The organism is Shewanella mangrovi (assembly GCF_000753795.1).
GTDB classification, from domain to species: Bacteria; Pseudomonadota; Gammaproteobacteria; order Enterobacterales; family Shewanellaceae; genus Shewanella; species Shewanella mangrovi.
In genome coordinates, this window is record NZ_JPEO01000009.1 from 1 (window position 1) to 16714 (window position 16714).

The window sequence follows — 16714 nt, forward strand, 5'->3', positions numbered from 1 at the left end:
TGGACTGCGACACATTTGGTGGAGCTAGACGGGATCGAACCGTCGACCTCTTGCATGCCATGCAAGCGCTCTCCCAGCTGAGCTATAGCCCCTTGGTCGCTTCACACTCATTTACCTGAGGTTTTCACCGCCATGTCCCTGAGTGCGAGGCGCATTCTATGCAGCAAGCCCAAATGTGTCAACGCATTTTTTAGGAATTTATTCTGCTTGCTACAAATTCAACCGCTTTGGATATTCTTTGCTCGCAGCGCGTTTTCCCAATGAGAAACAGTGTGATATCCAAAGATGGTGATTGGCCTGCACCAGTAACCGCGACGCGCAGCGGCATCCCTACTTTGCCCATCCCCACTTCCAGCTCAGTAGCTGTTGCTTCAATGGCTTCATGGATAGCTTCAGGCGTCCATTCAGTTAACGCCGCAACCTTCTGTTGAACCAACTTCAAAGGTTCCAAAGCAACACCACGTAGATGCTTCTTAGCAGCAGCTTCGTCGAAGCTTTCGAAGTCTTCATAGAAGTAGCGACTAGCGGCCGCCAACTCTTTTAACGTTTTCGCACGTTCAGCTAATGCGGTAACAACATCTTTCAACGCTGGGCCATTACTGGTGTCGATGTGTTGATCTTTCATGTGCCATTCAAGATGAGACGCCACATATTCAGGATCTGCTGACTTAATATAGTGTTGGTTCAGCCACTGCAATTTTTCGGTGTTAAAAGCCGATGCCGCTTTGTTGATATCGTCCAGTTTGAAGAATTGCACCATTTCTTCGATTGAGAAGATCTCTTGGTCACCATGAGACCAGCCCAAACGGACCAAATAGTTCAGCAGAGCCTCTGGCAGATAACCGTCGTCACGGTATTGCATTACGCTTACCGCACCGTGACGTTTTGACAGTTTGGCACCATCATCACCCAAGATCATTGCCACGTGCGCGTATTCAGGAATTGGCGCGCCCAACGCTTTCAGAATATTGATCTGTTTTGGGGTGTTATTGATATGGTCTTCGCCACGGATAACGCAAGTGATGCCCATATCCCAGTCATCAACTACCACACAGAAGTTATAGGTAGGTGAACCGTCACTGCGGGCAATAATCAGATCATCTAACTCTTCGTTAGAGATTTCGATACGGCCACGCACGTGATCATCAAATACGACGCTGCCATTGAGCGGGTTTTTAAAACGAATCACATATGGCTCGTCAGTATCACGCGGCGCATGATCACGGCAGCAGCCATCATATTTTTGGCGTTCGCCTTTTGCTGCTTGTTCTTCACGCAGCTTTTCCAAACGATCTTTTGAGCAATAACATTTATATGCAGTGCCCTCTTCCAGCATTTTGCCGATCAACTCTTTATAGCGATCGAAACGTTTGGTTTGATAGTACGGACCCTCATCCCAGTTCAGTCCTAACCATTCCATACCTTCCAGAATGGCATCCACTGCTTCCTGAGTAGAACGCTCAAGATCCGTGTCTTCAATACGCAATACAAACTCGCCGTTGTTAGCACGAGCGTGCAACCAAGAATAGAGAGCTGTGCGAGCACCGCCCACGTGAAGATAGCCGGTAGGGCTAGGAGCAAAACGCGTCTTGATGGTCATAATTGACTTTAAACCTTGAATTAATAAGAAGCCTACGTAGAGGCAAGTGATAAGGCGGATATTCTATCAGCCCTCGTACAAAAAGGGCAAAATTCCATAACAACAAGATCAACATCACACTTCATTTCAACTCGCAAAGTCCAATGTGTGGTTTTCCACACATTCAGCAAATTGCCGTGATTCATTTCTCACACAATTCACAAATGCATGTGATGGCCATCAAATAACCTACACTTTAATAACCAATGAGTTACATAACGTTAAACAAATTGGCCTGTAACTTGCCTTTAGTCGTTCAACCATTGGGAAATTAAGTGGTTTTCCCGGGTGAGACACGTAGTGATGGGGCACGTGTCTATACAACTTAAAAAAGTGTCAGAAGGATTACCAAGATGACTATAAGAAATACCATGCACATCAGTTTATTTTCTCAACCACTGAAAACTTTCGCTATGGCAGCTTTCGCTGCTGGGGCAATGGCGACAAGTTTTCTCGCTGCAGCAGAACCTGTTGAAATTAAATTTTCACACGTTGTTGCAGAAAACACGCCGAAAGGCCAAACGGCGTTGAAATTCAAGGCACTGGTCGAAGAACGTTTACCTGGCGAATATAAAGTCAGTGTGTTCCCTAACTCTCAGTTGTTTGGTGATAACAACGAATTAGCAGCCCTGCTACTCAACGACGTTCAGTTTGTAGCACCGTCTCTGTCTAAGTTCGAGCGTTACACCAAACGTTTGCAACTGTTCGATCTGCCATTCCTGTTCAAAGATATGGATGCAGTTGAAAAGTTCCAAATGAGTGATGCTGGTCAAGCGCTGCTGGGTTCAATGAAGCGTAAAGGCATTGTGGGGATGGGTTACCTGCATAACGGTATGAAGCAATTCTCAGCCAACGAACCGCTGAAACTGCCTACCGATGCCTCAGGTAAGAAATTCCGTGTAATGGCGTCTGACGTACTGGCAGCACAGTTTGATGCTGTTAATGCTATGGCCGTTAAAAAGCCGTTCTCTGAAGTGTTTACCCTGCTGCAAACCCGCGCGATTGATGGTCAAGAAAATACTTGGTCAAACATCTACTCGAAAAAATTCTACGAAGTTCAGTCCTACATTACTGAAAGTAATCACGGTGTATTGGATTACATGGTGGTGACCTCTGCCGCCTTCTGGAAAGGTCTGCCAGCAGACAAACGTAAAATCATCAAACAATGTATGGACGAAGCGTTGGCATACGGTAACAAGATTGCCTCTGACAAAAACGCGCAAGACCGTCAGCTGATCATCGACTCAGGTGAAAGCAAAGTGGTCGAACTGTCTGACAGCGAACGCCAAGCCTGGATTGATGCAATGAAGCCAGTATGGGGCAAGTTCGAAGATCAAATCGGTAAAGACATGATTGACGCTGCAGTCGCAGCTAATAAGTAAAACTACAAAATGTCCGGGGGCATTAGTCCCCGTTTCCGACCGACTGGGGATCGATTGCTATGTTTTCTCGTATTTTCGCTTATGTGGAAGAAGGGGTACTCAACCTCACTATCTCCCTCATGACCATATTGGTGTTCGTCGAGGTGGTTGCTCGCTTCTTCTTCAACACTGGCTTTCTATGGATTCAGGAGCTGACGCTTACGCTAGCAGGCTGGTTTGTACTGTTTGGCATGTCCTACGGTGTCAAAGTAGGCGCGCACATAGGTGTAGATGCCTTTGTTACTAAACTGCCTAAGCAAGGCCGTAAATATGCGGCAGTGTTAGCTTGTGTTATCTGTCTCGCCTATTGCGGACTATTCCTGAAAGGTAGCTGGGACTATCTGTCAGAAATGTACGCGGTCGGCATTCCAATGGAGGATATCCATTTTCCCAAGGCATTATTTGCTAATGTTGATCCCGACAAACTTTGGGACATATGGAAAATCGATATTGAAGATCCTGCCGTACCGCTATGGATGTCACAAAGCATCCTATTGATTGGCTTTTCTATGCTTACCTGGCGCTTTATCGAACTGATGATCGCCATTCTGACCAACCGCTCTGTAGGCTTTGCATTCCATGATGAGGCCAAAGAGAGCATGCACCTCGCCGATGAAGCGAATGATGCTGACAACAATGACCAGAACAAACAGGATCAGTAGGTAACGCCATGACCATTGCCACACTCTTTATTGTTTTATTTTTCTGCATGATCCTTGGCATGCCCATCGCAATCGCGTTGGGGTTTTCCAGTATGTTGACGATCTTACTTTTTTCTAACGACTCTCTGGCGTCGATCGCATTGAAACTGTATGCGTCGGCATCTGAACACTACACACTATTAGCGATTCCGTTCTTTATTTTGTCATCAGCATTCCTATCCACTGGTGGTGTTGCAAGACGGATCATTAACTTTGCCATGGACAGCGTAGGCCATATTAAAGGTGGTCTGGCTATGGCATCAGTAATGGCATGTATGCTATTTGCTGCTGTATCAGGTTCTTCGCCTGCGACCGTGGCAGCGATTGGCTCTATTGTTATTGTCGGGATGGTAAAAGCCGGTTATCCGGAGAAATTTGCTGCGGGGGTTATTACCACCTCCGGTACCCTAGGAATTTTGATCCCGCCATCAATTGTGATGCTGGTTTATGCTGCCGCGACTGAAGTCTCTGCTGCCAAAATGTTTATGGCGGGTTTGATCCCTGGGTTAATGATGGGCGGCTTGCTGATGCTGGCGATTTACATCACAGCTCGCATAAAAGGCCTACCTTCCAAACCATTTCCAGGGTTTAAACAACTCGGTATCTCTAGCGCCAAGGCGATTGGCGGATTGATGCTCATTGTGATTGTGCTTGGTTCAATCTACGGCGGTATTGCCTCTCCTACCGAAGCAGCGGCTGTTGCCTGTGTTTACGCCTACTTTATTGCCGTATTTGGCTACCGTGATATTGGTCCACTAAAGAACGTGGCTTGGCGTGAACCGGGAGAGCATCTTGGCAAAGCCATCGGCCGCAACTTATGGCATGTGGTACTGGGTTTCATTAAAACTCCCGCCGATAAAGAAGTGCGTAACGTAGTACGCGATGGCGCCAAAGTCAGCATTATGCTGCTGTTTATTATTGCCAACGCCATGCTGTTTGCGCACGTACTGACAACAGAACGTATTCCACACACGATTGCTGAGACCATCGTGAGTTGGGGATTGCAACCTTGGGCATTCCTCATCATCGTCAACTTGCTGTTGTTAGCAGCGGGCAACTTTATGGAGCCTTCGGCGATTCTGCTGATTATGGCGCCGATTTTGTTCCCAATTGCGGTCAAATTAGGAATCGACCCTATCCATCTTGGTATTATCATGGTGGTGAACATGGAAATTGGGATGCTAACGCCGCCGGTCGGACTTAACCTATTTGTGACGGCCGGGATAACGGGCAAGAGTATTGGCTGGGTCATTAAAGCGTGTGTACCTTGGCTGCTGTTGTTGCTGTTCTTCCTCGCATTAATTACCTACATTCCTGCTATTTCGCTGGCACTGCCAGAGCACCTCGATAGCCTGCGCGGATAATAACTCTTGAAAAATCCGCAAGTTTCGGCGAGTCTAATTCAGACTCGCCGAATTTCAGGGCATCCTCTAGATATGCAACCACAGGCTTCTTTTCGTAAACGTCTGGGCATCACTTTGCTGATGCTGCTGGGATTGTGTGCGACATTAGCCATAACTTACTGGTATCACCTTGAGCAAGGTTTTGCTCGCATTCAGCCGTTAGCAAATCGTCAATTAACTGAAGTCATCAACTTCATTGACGGTGCCTTAATCCGCTACGAAAGTATTCCCCATGTGTTATCCACAAACCCTATGCTTGCCAGTGCCTTGGCGCATAGTGATAACAGTGATGAAATTCGGCATATCAACCGCTATTTTGAGGAGATCCAACATGTCACTGAAGCGTCAGACATTTATCTGCTCAATAATCAAGGCGAGGCTATCGCCGCCAGTAACTGGCAAAAGCCCTACTCGTTTATCGGTCAGAATTATGCGTTTCGCCCCTACTACACTGAAGCCATTGCAGGCCGTTTGGGGAGCTACTATGCGGTAGGAACATCGTCAGATACTCGAGGCTTTTACTTTTCCTATCCAATCGTTGAAAAAGGCAAAGTACTTGGCATCATCGTGGTAAAGGTCGATATCGCCGATATTGAAGAGCAGTTAACCGGACTTGCCAAAGCGGGCCAGTATGAATTGGCGATCAGTGGTAACGACCAAGTCATCTTCCTCGCCAGTATGGCAAGTTGGCGGTTAAAATCGTTAATGCCGCTGACCTCAGCGGCGCAAGATGCTATCTACCAAAGTCGCCGTTACGCTAATCGCATCATTACAGCATTGAGCATCAAACCACCCTATAACTCATTAAACGATGCTGAACGCTCGCTTTACCATATCAGCCATGATGACGGTCACGAACAGTTTCTCGATACCAAAGGCAGCATGAGCAAAGCGGGCTGGGATGTGCATGTATTGACTCCGGTTAAGCCGCTATATACATCGCTGCCATTGACCATGTTGCTGTCTGCCAGCGTCTATATGTTATTGGCGCTAGGGTTATCTTTTAGCTTGGAAAGACGTAAAAATATGCGTCGCATGCAACAGGCGCACAACCTATTAGAGTTACGCGTTAAAGAGCGAACTCAAGAACTCGAAAGCGCCAATACAAAGCTGCAAGAAACACAAGAAGAGTTGATACAGGCGGCAAAGCTTACGGTTATCGGCAGCTTGTCAGCAAGTATTAATCATGAGATTAATCAGCCGCTGGCCGCGCTACGAAGTTACGCCCAAAATACCCAAACCCTGCTGCAACGGGATATGCAAGATAAAGCCAAAGAAAATCTGAGCACCATTATCTCCTTGTCTGACCGTTTAGCAGAGATTGTGGCCCAATTTAAAAGCTTTACCCGCAAGAGTGAAGGCCAAGACAAGGCCAATTCATTAAACGACACGCTTGGTGAAGCGCTGACTATCGTCAATCCTGAAATTGAAAAACAGCGGATCAGCTTACACTTGGAACTGCCGGATCAGCCAGTACGCTTTTTTGGTGATAAAGTCCGTTTACAACAAGTGTTGGTTAATATTATCAGTAATGCTGTTGTTGCCATGCAGCAAGTTGATACGCGATTGCTCACCATTAGCGTCACACTGTCTGATAAGCTGCAGATCCAAATCAGGGACTCAGGTCCTGGGGTGAATGAAAGTCAGATGGAAAAGATTTTTGAACCTTATTTCACCACCAGCCAACGACAAGGGCTCGGCTTGGGATTGTCCATCTCAAGGCGTATTATCGAATCGATGAACGGCACCATTACCGTCACCAACGCTGCTGAGGGTGGCGCCGAGTTTGTCATTTTACTGCCGTTATGTCCGGGAGAATAACCAAGGATGATCGATAATCCATACACAGTACTGATCCTTGATGATGAGCCGCATATCGGCACAGTACTCACCCAATTGTTTGAATTGGAAAATATCGCCGCGAAAGCCAGCACCCAGCCCCAAGAAATTATTAAGCTCATCCAACCTAACTGGCCAGGCGTGGTCATCACTGACGTCAATATGCCAAGTACTGATGGCATTCGCGTGATGCAACAAATTCTGCAACGTGATCCCGATATTCCCGTGATCCTTATTACTGGCTTTGGTGATATCGCCATGGCCGTCAGCGCCGTTAAACAAGGCGCTTACGATTTTCTGGAAAAGCCGTTTAACAACGAACACATCCTAGATGTGGTCAAGCGAGCGTTAGAAAAACGCGCCCTCACCCTAGAAAATCGTTCGTTAAAACGAGAGTTAGAATCACAAAGCTCACCCGGACCACGTATCTTAGGTAACAGTCCGGGAATGCAGCAGATGCGCCATATCATTCATCAGGTGCTCGATACCCCGGCAGATATTTTGATCGAAGGTGAAACGGGCACAGGTAAAGAACTGGTTGCGCGTTATCTGCATGATCACAGCCCCCGCGGCAATGCTAACTTTGTCGCTATCAACTGTGGTGCTATTCCAGAGACCATTATTGAAAGTGAATTGTTCGGCGCCGAAGCGGGGGCATTTACTGGTGCAGACAAAACCCGCGTCGGTAAATTCGAATTTGCCAACGGCGGTACCATCTTTCTCGATGAGATTGAAAGTACCCCAATGTCATTACAGGTGAAATTACTGCGCGTACTTGAAGACCGCAAAGTGGTACGCCTCGGCTCTAACAAAAGCATCGATTTAGATATTCGAGTTATTGCCGCGACTAAGGTGGATTTAAAGGCCTTGTGCGATCAGGGCGATTTCCGCCATGACCTGTTCTACCGCTTAAATTTGGTGACAATTGCGATCCCGCCGTTGCGTGAACGTCGTGAAGATATTCCACTACTGTTTTTGCATTTTTCCCGCGTAGCGTCAGCGCGTTATCACAAGGAACTGATAGCGCTAGATAGTGAACATCGGGCGCGCCTGAGTACCTATGAGTGGCCGGGAAATGTGCGTGAACTGCGTAACCTCGCAGAGCGTTACGTACTGCTAGGCGAAGAGGCTGCGTTCTCTGGCGCCATCGCCAACAACGACAAGCTGCACAGTGGTATGTCACTCACGCAGCGGGTGGAGTTTTTTGAACGAGTGTTAATTGAAGATGCCCTTAGTCATAACAAAGGTTCAATCAAAAACACCATGGAGCAGCTAGAACTGCCCCGCAAAACACTGTATGACAAAATGCGTAAATATGGTTTGGAACGCAAAGACTTCATCAACGACGAACTTTAACGTCTTCAATTAACATACTGGATGCGGCAACATCGTCTGACGTTGCCGATAGCCCAGACGCCAGACAAATACCGCTATCAGACTCAATAACATCATCGAACCACCAATCACTCCGGCCCAACCTGCACTGTGCCAAAACATCATTAAGTAAGGTCCGCCAACTGCAGCGCCCAAATAGTAACAACACAGATAAAGTGACGTCGCTTTAGCTCGGTGGCTGGTTGCGCGCATGGCGACAAAAGAATTACAGCAACTGTGGGTCACGAAGAAACCACAACTTGAAAAGAGAAAGCCAATACAGATAGCGAATTCAGTATCAAACAAGGTCAGCAGCGAACCGACGAACATCAGCAGCAGTGATAAACGAAACAAAGGTAATTGACCGTGTTTCATGATCCAACGCGCCGTAAAATAGGAGGCAATGGTCCCGCTGGAATAGCACAGAAAAATCAGCGTAGCCTGAAAGCGACTCCACGCAAATGGCTCCGCCATCAAATGTAATTGAATAAAGCTATATTGATTCACCATCATCATAAACGTGATACCGCCAATCAGATACGCAAGCCGCATCTGGCTGTCACGTAGATGGTGCATAAAACCGGCAATATCAGTAGAGAAGTTCAATTTTTCAGACCATGGCAACTTTGTCCGCTCACGTTTAACGGCATCTCGGGTTTTCGGTAATAAATAGTGCGCGATACCAACGCAGATCACGCTAAAGCCAAAACAAGCCAGCATAGCGCTTTGCCAATCAAACAGCTGTGACATCGCACCGCCGAGAAGGCGCCCCACAATCCCCCCGACACTATTGGCAGTAATGTAAACAGCTGCGGCAGTTAGCATCGTTTGTGGCTTCAGTTGTTCTTTGAAGTAAGCCATGGCAATTGCAGGTAATGACGCAAGCAAGACGCCCTGTAACAAGCGCACAAACAACAAGGTACGAAAGTCATCGATAAAAACTAAAGGTAAGTTAGATAAGGCGAGCACCCACAGGCTAATCACGATGGGTCGGTGGCGCCCAATACGATCTGACACTACTGCATAAATCAGTAGGCTAAGCGCCAGCGTAAAGCTTGTGACTGACAGCACGAGCGTTGAACGCGCACTCGATACCTGAAAATGTTCCGCTATCAGCGGCAACATTCCCTGCATCATATAAAGATTGATGTAAATCACCAGAGAGGCGATACATAGCGCCCAGATAAGCCGCAAATCGCGGACTTGACGCCTAGCTGTCATGTTCATTAGCACAACCTGAAAAAGCATTAGGTGTAAAGCATAGCAGCGAATAAAACATAACAATAATAGATAAAAAATATCAAAATGATTGATTTTTGTTATAGTTAATTTTTCGATGAAAAAGAAGAGGTTCGAGATGGAAATCCGCCAACTACGCCATTTCTGTGCCCTATTGAAGTATGGAAGTTTTACCCGGGCAGCGGAGAAACTTAACATGGCGCAACCGGCACTTAGCCAAAGTTTAAAGCGATTGGAACAATCACTTGGCGTCACGCTGGTACAGCGTCAGGCTCGTAAGCATTCAGGGGCGATAAAACTCACCGCCGAAGGCCAGGTGCTAAAACAACATGCTGAATTGATTTTGCAGCAAGTGACTCAAGCACAAACCCACATTCGTGAAATGGCGGATCTGAGCCGAGGAGAAGTACGTGTTGCGGTCCCCGGGATGTTAGGCTCCTTCTACCTTCCCAGTCGCTTGATGGCTTTCCGTCACCAATACACCAACTTAAAGCTGAGTCTGTTTGAAGGCGGCACACGCGACGCACTCAGAATGCTGGAACAGCAAGAAGTCGATATCGCCATCATCACCAAATCAGATCTCAAACCCGATTTTGATTCTTGCGTATTGATTAATGAAGAGATCGTTGTAGCCGCGTCCTATGAACATCCGCTTTCTGAATTCAAAGCGATCAGTATGCAGCAGTTCTTTGAGCATGAATTAGTGATGTTCAAACCGGGATATTATCACCGAGAATGGATGTTGAACCGCGCTAGCGAACTGGGTTTAACGCCTAAGATTGCCTTTGAAACCAACTTGATCAATCTGATTAAACAAGTGGTACAGCAAGGGTTTGCGGTAGCGAGTCTGCTCAAGATGGTGATCCAACCTAACGATGACATCAATACTATTTCGCTGGAACCACCGGTCTTTGTAGAACTGCATATTGCGTGGAAAAAACATCGACCACTCAGCCAAGCGGATCAAGCGTTTGTGAATTTTCTGCTTGCGAACAGGTGATGCTCTATTTCAGATTATTTGTTGGCAATGACTATCGCAGGGAAATGGCTCATCGCATCACTGGGCAATATATCGATTATCTTTGGTAGCAATCTACTTGGGCCCACACTTAGGTTGAAACCACTACCTCATTGAATATATGGCAATTACGATTTCAGATTTGTTAAATCAGAATCAGGACATCAATGATGTCCTTTCATGGTGCCAAACTCTCAATGTTCAATTTTTTAAAAATCACTATTTTGTGGCGTAAATCACCCAAACAATTACACAGAAAGGCTTAGACTCTAAATTACCTATGCACGCTAGTTTTATCTCGTAAACATAAAAAGGTTTTTATGAAGATACGGCTAATGTTATTGCTCTTTGCCCTGCTAAGTGGTTCTTTTACTGCCTTCGCGAATGTCGATATGCATGTGTACCGAGTACTCGTGATTCATTCTTATGATCCTTCTTATCAATGGACCAAGGAGATACAAAGCGGTATAGACATTTCTAATTCAGCACTTGGCAATCCGATGAAGTTATCAATCGAATACCTTGATGCTAAACGCATAGACAACTCCGACTATCTTGGTAATTATTCCCAGTACTTAAAGCAAAAATATAAAAATTATCAATTTGATGGCGTCATCATCACTGACGATAACGCACTGTTATTTGTTAATAATCTTGATATGCCTAACATCAAAAATTTACCCACAGTTGCTGTCGGCATAGGAGATGAAAACGCAACACTAACTCCAATAACAAACAAGGGGATTGTGGTTTACGAACAGATTTATATTGAGAAAAATCTAGACCTCATCCTGAAGCTACGACCCAATATTAAAAATCTCTACTACCTAGCTGATAGAAGTGTTACATCAAACATTATCGAAAAAGATGTTTCCAAAGCCCTCGAAAAATATCCACAAATCAATGTCATTGAAATTCGAGATAAAACATTATCAGAGGCAAGTCTGTTACTGCAGAATGTTTCGGTCAATGATGCGGTACTACTAACGCATTTCAATACGGAAACGAAGGATAATATCTACCACGACTATAACCAAATCGCCTACCAACTTGGTCACTTTAGCCGCGCACCAATATTCGTGTTCTGGAAGTTTTACATTAGTGATGGGGTGCTTGGTGGTTACGTCATAGACTCATATAAGCTCGGCGTTAAAGCATTTGAGCTGCTAGAGAATCAATTTTCGAATGTTGTGACCAATACCAGTTCCAACGACCAAGAGGCACTAGGTTACGTATTCAGCCATCAGGCACTAACCTCTCACCACATAGACATTAATCAGCTACCTGTGGATTCAAAAATCACCGGAAAGCCAACCTCATTTATCATTGAACACTGGCGGATCCTGTCGATTTTTGGCACTACCGTCGCCATTCTCGTCATTGTCATTTTTGTATTGTTTCTGCTGCTGCAACGTAAGCGTGAAATTAACCGTAAAAATAGCGAAATCCTCACATTACAAAAGCAAACAGTGAATGTGCAAAAGGATCTCATTTTTCTCTTAGGTGATGTTATCGAAACGCGGTCAGGGGAAACAGGAAACCATGTAAAACGCGTGGCAAAGATGTCGGCGCTATTAGCAAATTTGAGTCAACTCAAGCCTGAGTTATGTGAGCTTATTGAGATGGTAAGCCCAATGCACGATATCGGAAAAATCGGGATCCCAGAGGCCATATTGGAAAAGCCTGGAAAGCTAAATGCGGAAGAATGGGAAATTATGAAAACGCATGTGAACATTGGATATAAAATCTTGAGTTCCAGCGAAGGCGATATTTTAAGTTATGCATCAATCATTGCTTTAGAACACCACGAGCGCTGGGATGGAAAAGGATATCCATATGGAAAGTCAGGTGAAGACATCCACATATTTGCGCGTATCACAGCGATTACAGACGTATTTGATGCACTACTCAGCAAACGTTGCTACAAAAAAGCATGGCCAGTGAATGATGTTATCGCGCTATTTTTTGAAGAAAGTGCTAAACAATTTGACCCTGTGCTGACCAATTTACTGCTCACTCACATGGACAAGTTTTTGGCTATTCGCGCGCAATATCCAGATACAGAAACAAACATAACAGAAACCTTATCATCCCAAGAGGATTTGGAGCCTTGTGTTGTTACCCAGTGGCCGCGAAAAACTGAGCGTACCGCCATCTGAGTAACAACCTTTACATCTGGTATGGAGAGCCCTATAACTCTACTTGTTAGGCTTATTGATGCCATATTCCCGCAGTTTATTGGCGATGGCGGTATGCGATACCCCCAGCTTTTTCGCTAACTGACGGGTACTTGGATAAGAGGGATATAAGCGCCGCAAAAGGCTGGATTCAAACTTCTTCATCGCTTGGTCGAGTGAGCCATCGAAATCAGTATCAAAGTACCCTTGCCCTTCCTCATAAGATGGCAACTTTAACTGCTCGACGGTCAATTCAGTAGCACTGCCATCCCACATGGAAACCGCACGGAAAATCGCATTTTTCAACTGCCGCACATTACCCGGCCAAGCATAAGCCTGCAGAAAGCTGCGACATTTGGCCGATATACGTTTCACAGGACAAGACAACTGCTGGCTGTAGTGCTCCAGAAACATCTCGGCTAACGGCAAAATATCAGTACGACGTTCACGTATCGCAGGCAAATGGAAACCTAACACGTGAATACGATAGTAGAGATCCTCGCGGAATTTACCTTCTTGGCAACGTTTAGCGAGATTCTCTTGGGTGGAGCAGATAATGCGAATGTCGGGACGAATATCCTCTTCTCCACCGACACGGCGAAAACTGCCATCTTGCAATAGACGTAACAGTTTTACCTGAGCAGAGTTCGACATCTCGGCCACTTCATCTAAGAAAACAGTTCCGCCCTTGGCTTCTTCGAAAAAACCTTGTTTGGTTAATCTGCCATTGCTGACATAGCCGAACAGCTCTTCTTCGACTGCACTATCCGGTATTGCGGCACAGTTGATGGCGACGAAAGGCTTTTCTCTGCGCAAACTAGCATCATGGCAGGCACGGGCCATCATCTCTTTGCCCGTACCTGTTTCCCCCGTGATTAACAGCGGCGCATCGAGCTGTGCAATACGTTGTGCTTGTTTGACAATATCTTGCAGTTTGTCGCTCACCGCTAATACATTTTCAAAACCTTTATATCGGCGCTGTAACGCATTGAACTGTTTACCAACACGATCTGGCGTTTTTAAGGTAATTACAGCACCCGCAAGTAAGGATTGCTGTTCGTCTTCCGGGAGTTCGATAGGTAGCATTTCTGCGAGATATTCATCGCTACCGATGTGGACGCGTGCAGTTTGTCCTAACGCAGCCTCCTCACCCATCCAGCGGGCAAAATTGAATCCCTGGACCCAATGATTCAACGGCTCATCTAAGACTTCATGCTCCTGCATGCCAAGCATGAATAACGCAGCCTCGTTCACAAAACGAATTTTGCCTTTGGCATCAATAGAAAAGACGCCGTCAGGTAAGGTTTTCAACAGCGTTTTCAGGGCATAGCGCTCTTGTTCAGAAGGCATAACCGCCACGGTTCTCACATCGTGTACACCGTCCACTTTGCGTACTTGTGGCATCAACTCTTTCAGGGTTTCAAAAGGTACTTCGGCAAACTGTAAATAAAGACACCCTTTAGTCATGGCATCAATGGAGACAAGATTGATGCTATAACGTTCGAGGACTGTCAAAATATCCTTGGCCACACCCACTCTGTCGAGGCAAGTGACTTCCAACCGCATAAACGTTTCTCTTCTTATATTGTTTTAGTTCTTCCGAGGCAGGACAAAACTTATGCCAACGGCTACCCCTATAAGGTAGAAGCATAATGGCCGAGTGGCAAGTGTTCTTTACACCCAACACAGCCTATACGACCAATTATTCAACATTCTCAGGTTTGATAAGACAGAAAGCTTCTAGTAGAAAATTTCGCCACTAAGCTATAGAAACATGTTCATTTGAAAATAAGGTGTTAATAAACGAACAAAATATGAATAGTCGCTTACCAGTAATGAGTTTCAACTGTAAAAAAAATGATTGAATAGTGGAATCGTGGTAATAGTTAGTCATTAAGATACAATTATTCAATCTATCTACCTGAAAAGGACGTCTATGAAGTCGAATATTCGTAAGGCTGTAATTCCCGTTGCAGGACTCGGTACACGCATGTTGCCCGCAACCAAAGCCATCCCTAAAGAGATGTTGCCAGTAGTTGACCGCCCGCTGATCCAATACGTTGTGAACGAAGCAATCGAAGCTGGGATTAAGGAAATTGTGCTGGTCACCCACGCGAGTAAAAACTCCATCGAAAACCATTTTGATACAAGTTTTGAGCTGGAAACCCAGCTAGAACGTCGTGTTAAACGTCAATTACTCAATGAAGTGCAATCTATCTGCCCAGAAGATGTGACTATCATCAGCGTGCGTCAGTCACAAGCCAAAGGCTTAGGGCATGCGATTTTATGCGCACAATCTGTGGTGGGTGATAATCCATTCGCCGTCATTTTGCCAGACGTACTCATTGATTCAGCGAGCTGTGATCTCAAACGCGATAACCTAGCATCTATGGTGCGTCTATATGACGAAACCAGCCATGGTCAGATCATGGTAGAAGGCGTGCCTGAAGAAATGGTAAATCAATACGGTATTGCCGACGTTAACGGTCATGAATTACAGCCTGGGGCTGCGGCACCTTTGATTCAGTTGGTGGAAAAACCGAAAGTAGATGAAGCACCTTCTAACCTTGCAGTCGTGGGGCGCTATGTACTCCCAGCAGAAATTTGGCCACTGCTTGCTAAAACGCCATCAGGTGCAGGTGGCGAAATTCAGTTGACCGATGCCATTGCAATGCTGATGGAATCGCAACAAGTCGATGCCTATTACATGCTCGGTAAAAGCCATGATTGCGGTAACAAATTAGGTTACATGCAAGCGGTAATTGAACATGCAGTGCGCCACAAAGAATTAGGTGATGAGTTTATCAGTTACCTGAAAGAGTTTGTTGGAAAACTTTAGTCATGACAGTATTAGTTACGGGTGGGGCTGGATATATCGGCAGCCACACCCTAATAGAGCTATTACGCAATAATTACCGTATTGTCGCTATTGATAATTTATGCAATTCATCAGCAGAAGCGATTAGACGTGTTGAGCAAATCACTGGGAAATTAGTACCATTTTATCAAGGTGATATACTTGATAAATCACTATTAATAGATGTGATTAAAACTCACAGCGTTGAATCTGTTGTCCACTTTGCAGGTTTAAAAGCTGTTGGTGAATCAGTTGCAAAACCTCTGAAATACTACCAGAACAACGTATCTGGTGTTTTAGTGCTCCTAGAAGCGATGGCAGAAACCGAAGTTTTTAATTTGGTATTCAGTTCCTCCGCAGCAGTTTATCAAGAGTCTCCTGTTCAACCATTAAAAGAAGACTTTCCGTTGGGAGCAACAACGCCCTACGGTCAGTCAAAATTAATGGTAGAAAATATTCTTGCAGATCTTTATCAGGCTGACCAGCGCTGGAATATTGCCCGTTTGCGCTATTTCAATCCTGTCGGTGCCCATGAAAGTGGACTTATCGGAGAAGATCCTAACGACATCCCCAATAATCTCATGCCTTTTATTTCGCAGGTTGCAATTGGTAAACGTGAACAACTGAGTATTTTTGGAAATGACTACCCAACGGTAGATGGTACTGGAGTAAGAGATTACATCCATGTTGTGGACTTAGCGGTTGGCCATGTGAAAGCTTTAGAAAAACTCGCACAGGCGCCAGGACTGCTCACCTGTAACTTAGGTACAGGTAAAGGCGTCAGCGTGCTTGAAATGCTTAAAGCTTACGAAGTGGCATGCGGGATGACGATTGCGCATCAGTTTGTTGAACGGCGCGCAGGAGATATCGCTGAATACTATGGCGACCCAAGCCTCGCAAAAGCGCTACTCGGATGGGAAGCAACTCATACGTTGCATGATATTGTCACTTCTAGTTGGAAATGGCAGTCTCAAAATCCAAATGGTTACTCAAGTAACGATTAGCGGTACCTTGTTGAGTTTCAAAAGGCAAACAAGTAGCCGCTG

General features: G+C 45.6%; 12 protein-coding genes and 1 tRNA gene. 9 read left to right on the forward strand and 4 right to left on the reverse strand.

Going from position 1 to position 16714, the window contains the following annotated elements; genetic code table 11:
* Positions 1–16: 16 nt before the first annotated feature.
* Both HR45_RS12220 and gltX read right to left on the reverse strand, forming a co-directional pair.
* Positions 17–92: transfer RNA gene (locus HR45_RS12220), tRNA-Ala, on the reverse strand.
* A 98-nt stretch (positions 93–190) separates the two neighbouring features.
* On the reverse strand, positions 191–1600 hold the full coding sequence (gene gltX, locus HR45_RS12225) for a glutamate--tRNA ligase (RefSeq protein WP_037443322.1): 1410 nt from the start codon (positions 1598–1600) through the stop codon (positions 191–193).
* A 392-nt stretch (positions 1601–1992) separates the two neighbouring features.
* Between gltX and HR45_RS12230 the strand changes: the two genes are divergently transcribed.
* The 5 genes from HR45_RS12230 (at position 1993) to HR45_RS12250 (ending at position 8359) form a co-directional block, all read left to right on the forward strand.
* Positions 1993–3021 carry a TRAP transporter substrate-binding protein gene (locus tag HR45_RS12230; protein WP_037443324.1) on the forward strand — a complete coding sequence of 343 codons (1029 nt, stop codon included), beginning with the start codon at positions 1993–1995 and terminating at the stop codon, positions 3019–3021.
* Between the two features lie 59 nt (positions 3022–3080).
* A complete protein-coding gene (locus HR45_RS12235) occupies positions 3081–3722 on the forward strand; it encodes a TRAP transporter small permease (RefSeq protein WP_037443326.1) in 642 nt (213 codons plus the stop codon).
* An 8-nt stretch (positions 3723–3730) separates the two neighbouring features.
* A complete protein-coding gene (locus HR45_RS12240; RefSeq protein ID WP_037443327.1) occupies positions 3731–5125 on the forward strand; it encodes a TRAP transporter large permease in 1395 nt (464 codons plus the stop codon).
* Positions 5126–5197: 72 nt separating this feature from the next.
* Positions 5198–6985, forward strand: coding sequence for a sensor histidine kinase (locus HR45_RS12245; RefSeq protein WP_037443329.1), 1788 nt, complete (start codon positions 5198–5200; stop codon positions 6983–6985).
* Positions 6986–6991: 6 nt separating this feature from the next.
* Complete coding sequence (locus tag HR45_RS12250) at positions 6992–8359, forward strand: sigma-54-dependent transcriptional regulator (RefSeq protein ID WP_037443331.1); 1368 nt, start codon at positions 6992–6994, stop codon at positions 8357–8359.
* 9 nt (positions 8360–8368) lie between these two features.
* On the opposite strand, the gene HR45_RS12255 is transcribed toward HR45_RS12250, so the two are convergent.
* Complete coding sequence (locus HR45_RS12255; RefSeq protein ID WP_037443333.1) at positions 8369–9625, reverse strand: MFS transporter; 1257 nt, start codon at positions 9623–9625, stop codon at positions 8369–8371.
* 109 nt (positions 9626–9734) lie between these two features.
* Here HR45_RS12255 and HR45_RS12260 point away from each other — a divergent pair, with 109 nt between their 5' ends.
* Entirely contained in the window at positions 9735–10616 is an 882-nt protein-coding gene (locus HR45_RS12260) for a LysR family transcriptional regulator (RefSeq protein ID WP_037443334.1), read from the forward strand.
* A gap of 353 nt (positions 10617–10969) precedes the next feature.
* On the forward strand, positions 10970–12793 hold the full coding sequence (locus HR45_RS12265) for an HD domain-containing phosphohydrolase (protein WP_162180653.1): 1824 nt from the start codon (positions 10970–10972) through the stop codon (positions 12791–12793).
* A 39-nt stretch (positions 12794–12832) separates the two neighbouring features.
* On the opposite strand, the gene tyrR is transcribed toward HR45_RS12265, so the two are convergent.
* Complete coding sequence (gene tyrR / locus HR45_RS12270) at positions 12833–14377, reverse strand: transcriptional regulator TyrR (RefSeq protein WP_037443337.1); 1545 nt, start codon at positions 14375–14377, stop codon at positions 12833–12835.
* Positions 14378–14747: 370 nt separating this feature from the next.
* Between tyrR and galU the strand changes: the two genes are divergently transcribed.
* Positions 14748–15650 carry a UTP--glucose-1-phosphate uridylyltransferase GalU gene (gene galU / locus HR45_RS12275; RefSeq protein ID WP_037443338.1) on the forward strand — a complete coding sequence of 301 codons (903 nt, stop codon included), beginning with the start codon at positions 14748–14750 and terminating at the stop codon, positions 15648–15650.
* Positions 15651–15652: 2 nt separating this feature from the next.
* Positions 15653–16672 carry a UDP-glucose 4-epimerase GalE gene (gene galE, locus HR45_RS12280; RefSeq protein ID WP_037443340.1) on the forward strand — a complete coding sequence of 340 codons (1020 nt, stop codon included), beginning with the start codon at positions 15653–15655 and terminating at the stop codon, positions 16670–16672.
* The last annotated feature ends 42 nt before the right edge of the window (positions 16673–16714 follow it).

Coding starts and splice junctions, on each gene's coding strand:
- HR45_RS12230 (WP_037443324.1), top strand. CDS start 1,993: ATGACTATAAGAAATACCATGCACATCAGTTTATTTTCTCAACCACTG.
- galE (WP_037443340.1), top strand. CDS start 15,653: ATGACAGTATTAGTTACGGGTGGGGCTGGATATATCGGCAGCCACACC.
- HR45_RS12265 (WP_162180653.1), top strand. CDS start 10,970: ATGTTATTGCTCTTTGCCCTGCTAAGTGGTTCTTTTACTGCCTTCGCG.
- tyrR (WP_037443337.1), bottom strand. CDS start 14,377: ATGCGGTTGGAAGTCACTTGCCTCGACAGAGTGGGTGTGGCCAAGGAT.
- HR45_RS12245 (WP_037443329.1), top strand. CDS start 5,198: ATGCAACCACAGGCTTCTTTTCGTAAACGTCTGGGCATCACTTTGCTG.
- HR45_RS12250 (WP_037443331.1), top strand. CDS start 6,992: ATGATCGATAATCCATACACAGTACTGATCCTTGATGATGAGCCGCAT.
- galU (WP_037443338.1), top strand. CDS start 14,748: ATGAAGTCGAATATTCGTAAGGCTGTAATTCCCGTTGCAGGACTCGGT.
- HR45_RS12260 (WP_037443334.1), top strand. CDS start 9,735: ATGGAAATCCGCCAACTACGCCATTTCTGTGCCCTATTGAAGTATGGA.
- HR45_RS12255 (WP_037443333.1), bottom strand. CDS start 9,625: ATGCTTTTTCAGGTTGTGCTAATGAACATGACAGCTAGGCGTCAAGTC.
- HR45_RS12240 (WP_037443327.1), top strand. CDS start 3,731: ATGACCATTGCCACACTCTTTATTGTTTTATTTTTCTGCATGATCCTT.
- gltX (WP_037443322.1), bottom strand. CDS start 1,600: ATGACCATCAAGACGCGTTTTGCTCCTAGCCCTACCGGCTATCTTCAC.
- HR45_RS12235 (WP_037443326.1), top strand. CDS start 3,081: ATGTTTTCTCGTATTTTCGCTTATGTGGAAGAAGGGGTACTCAACCTC.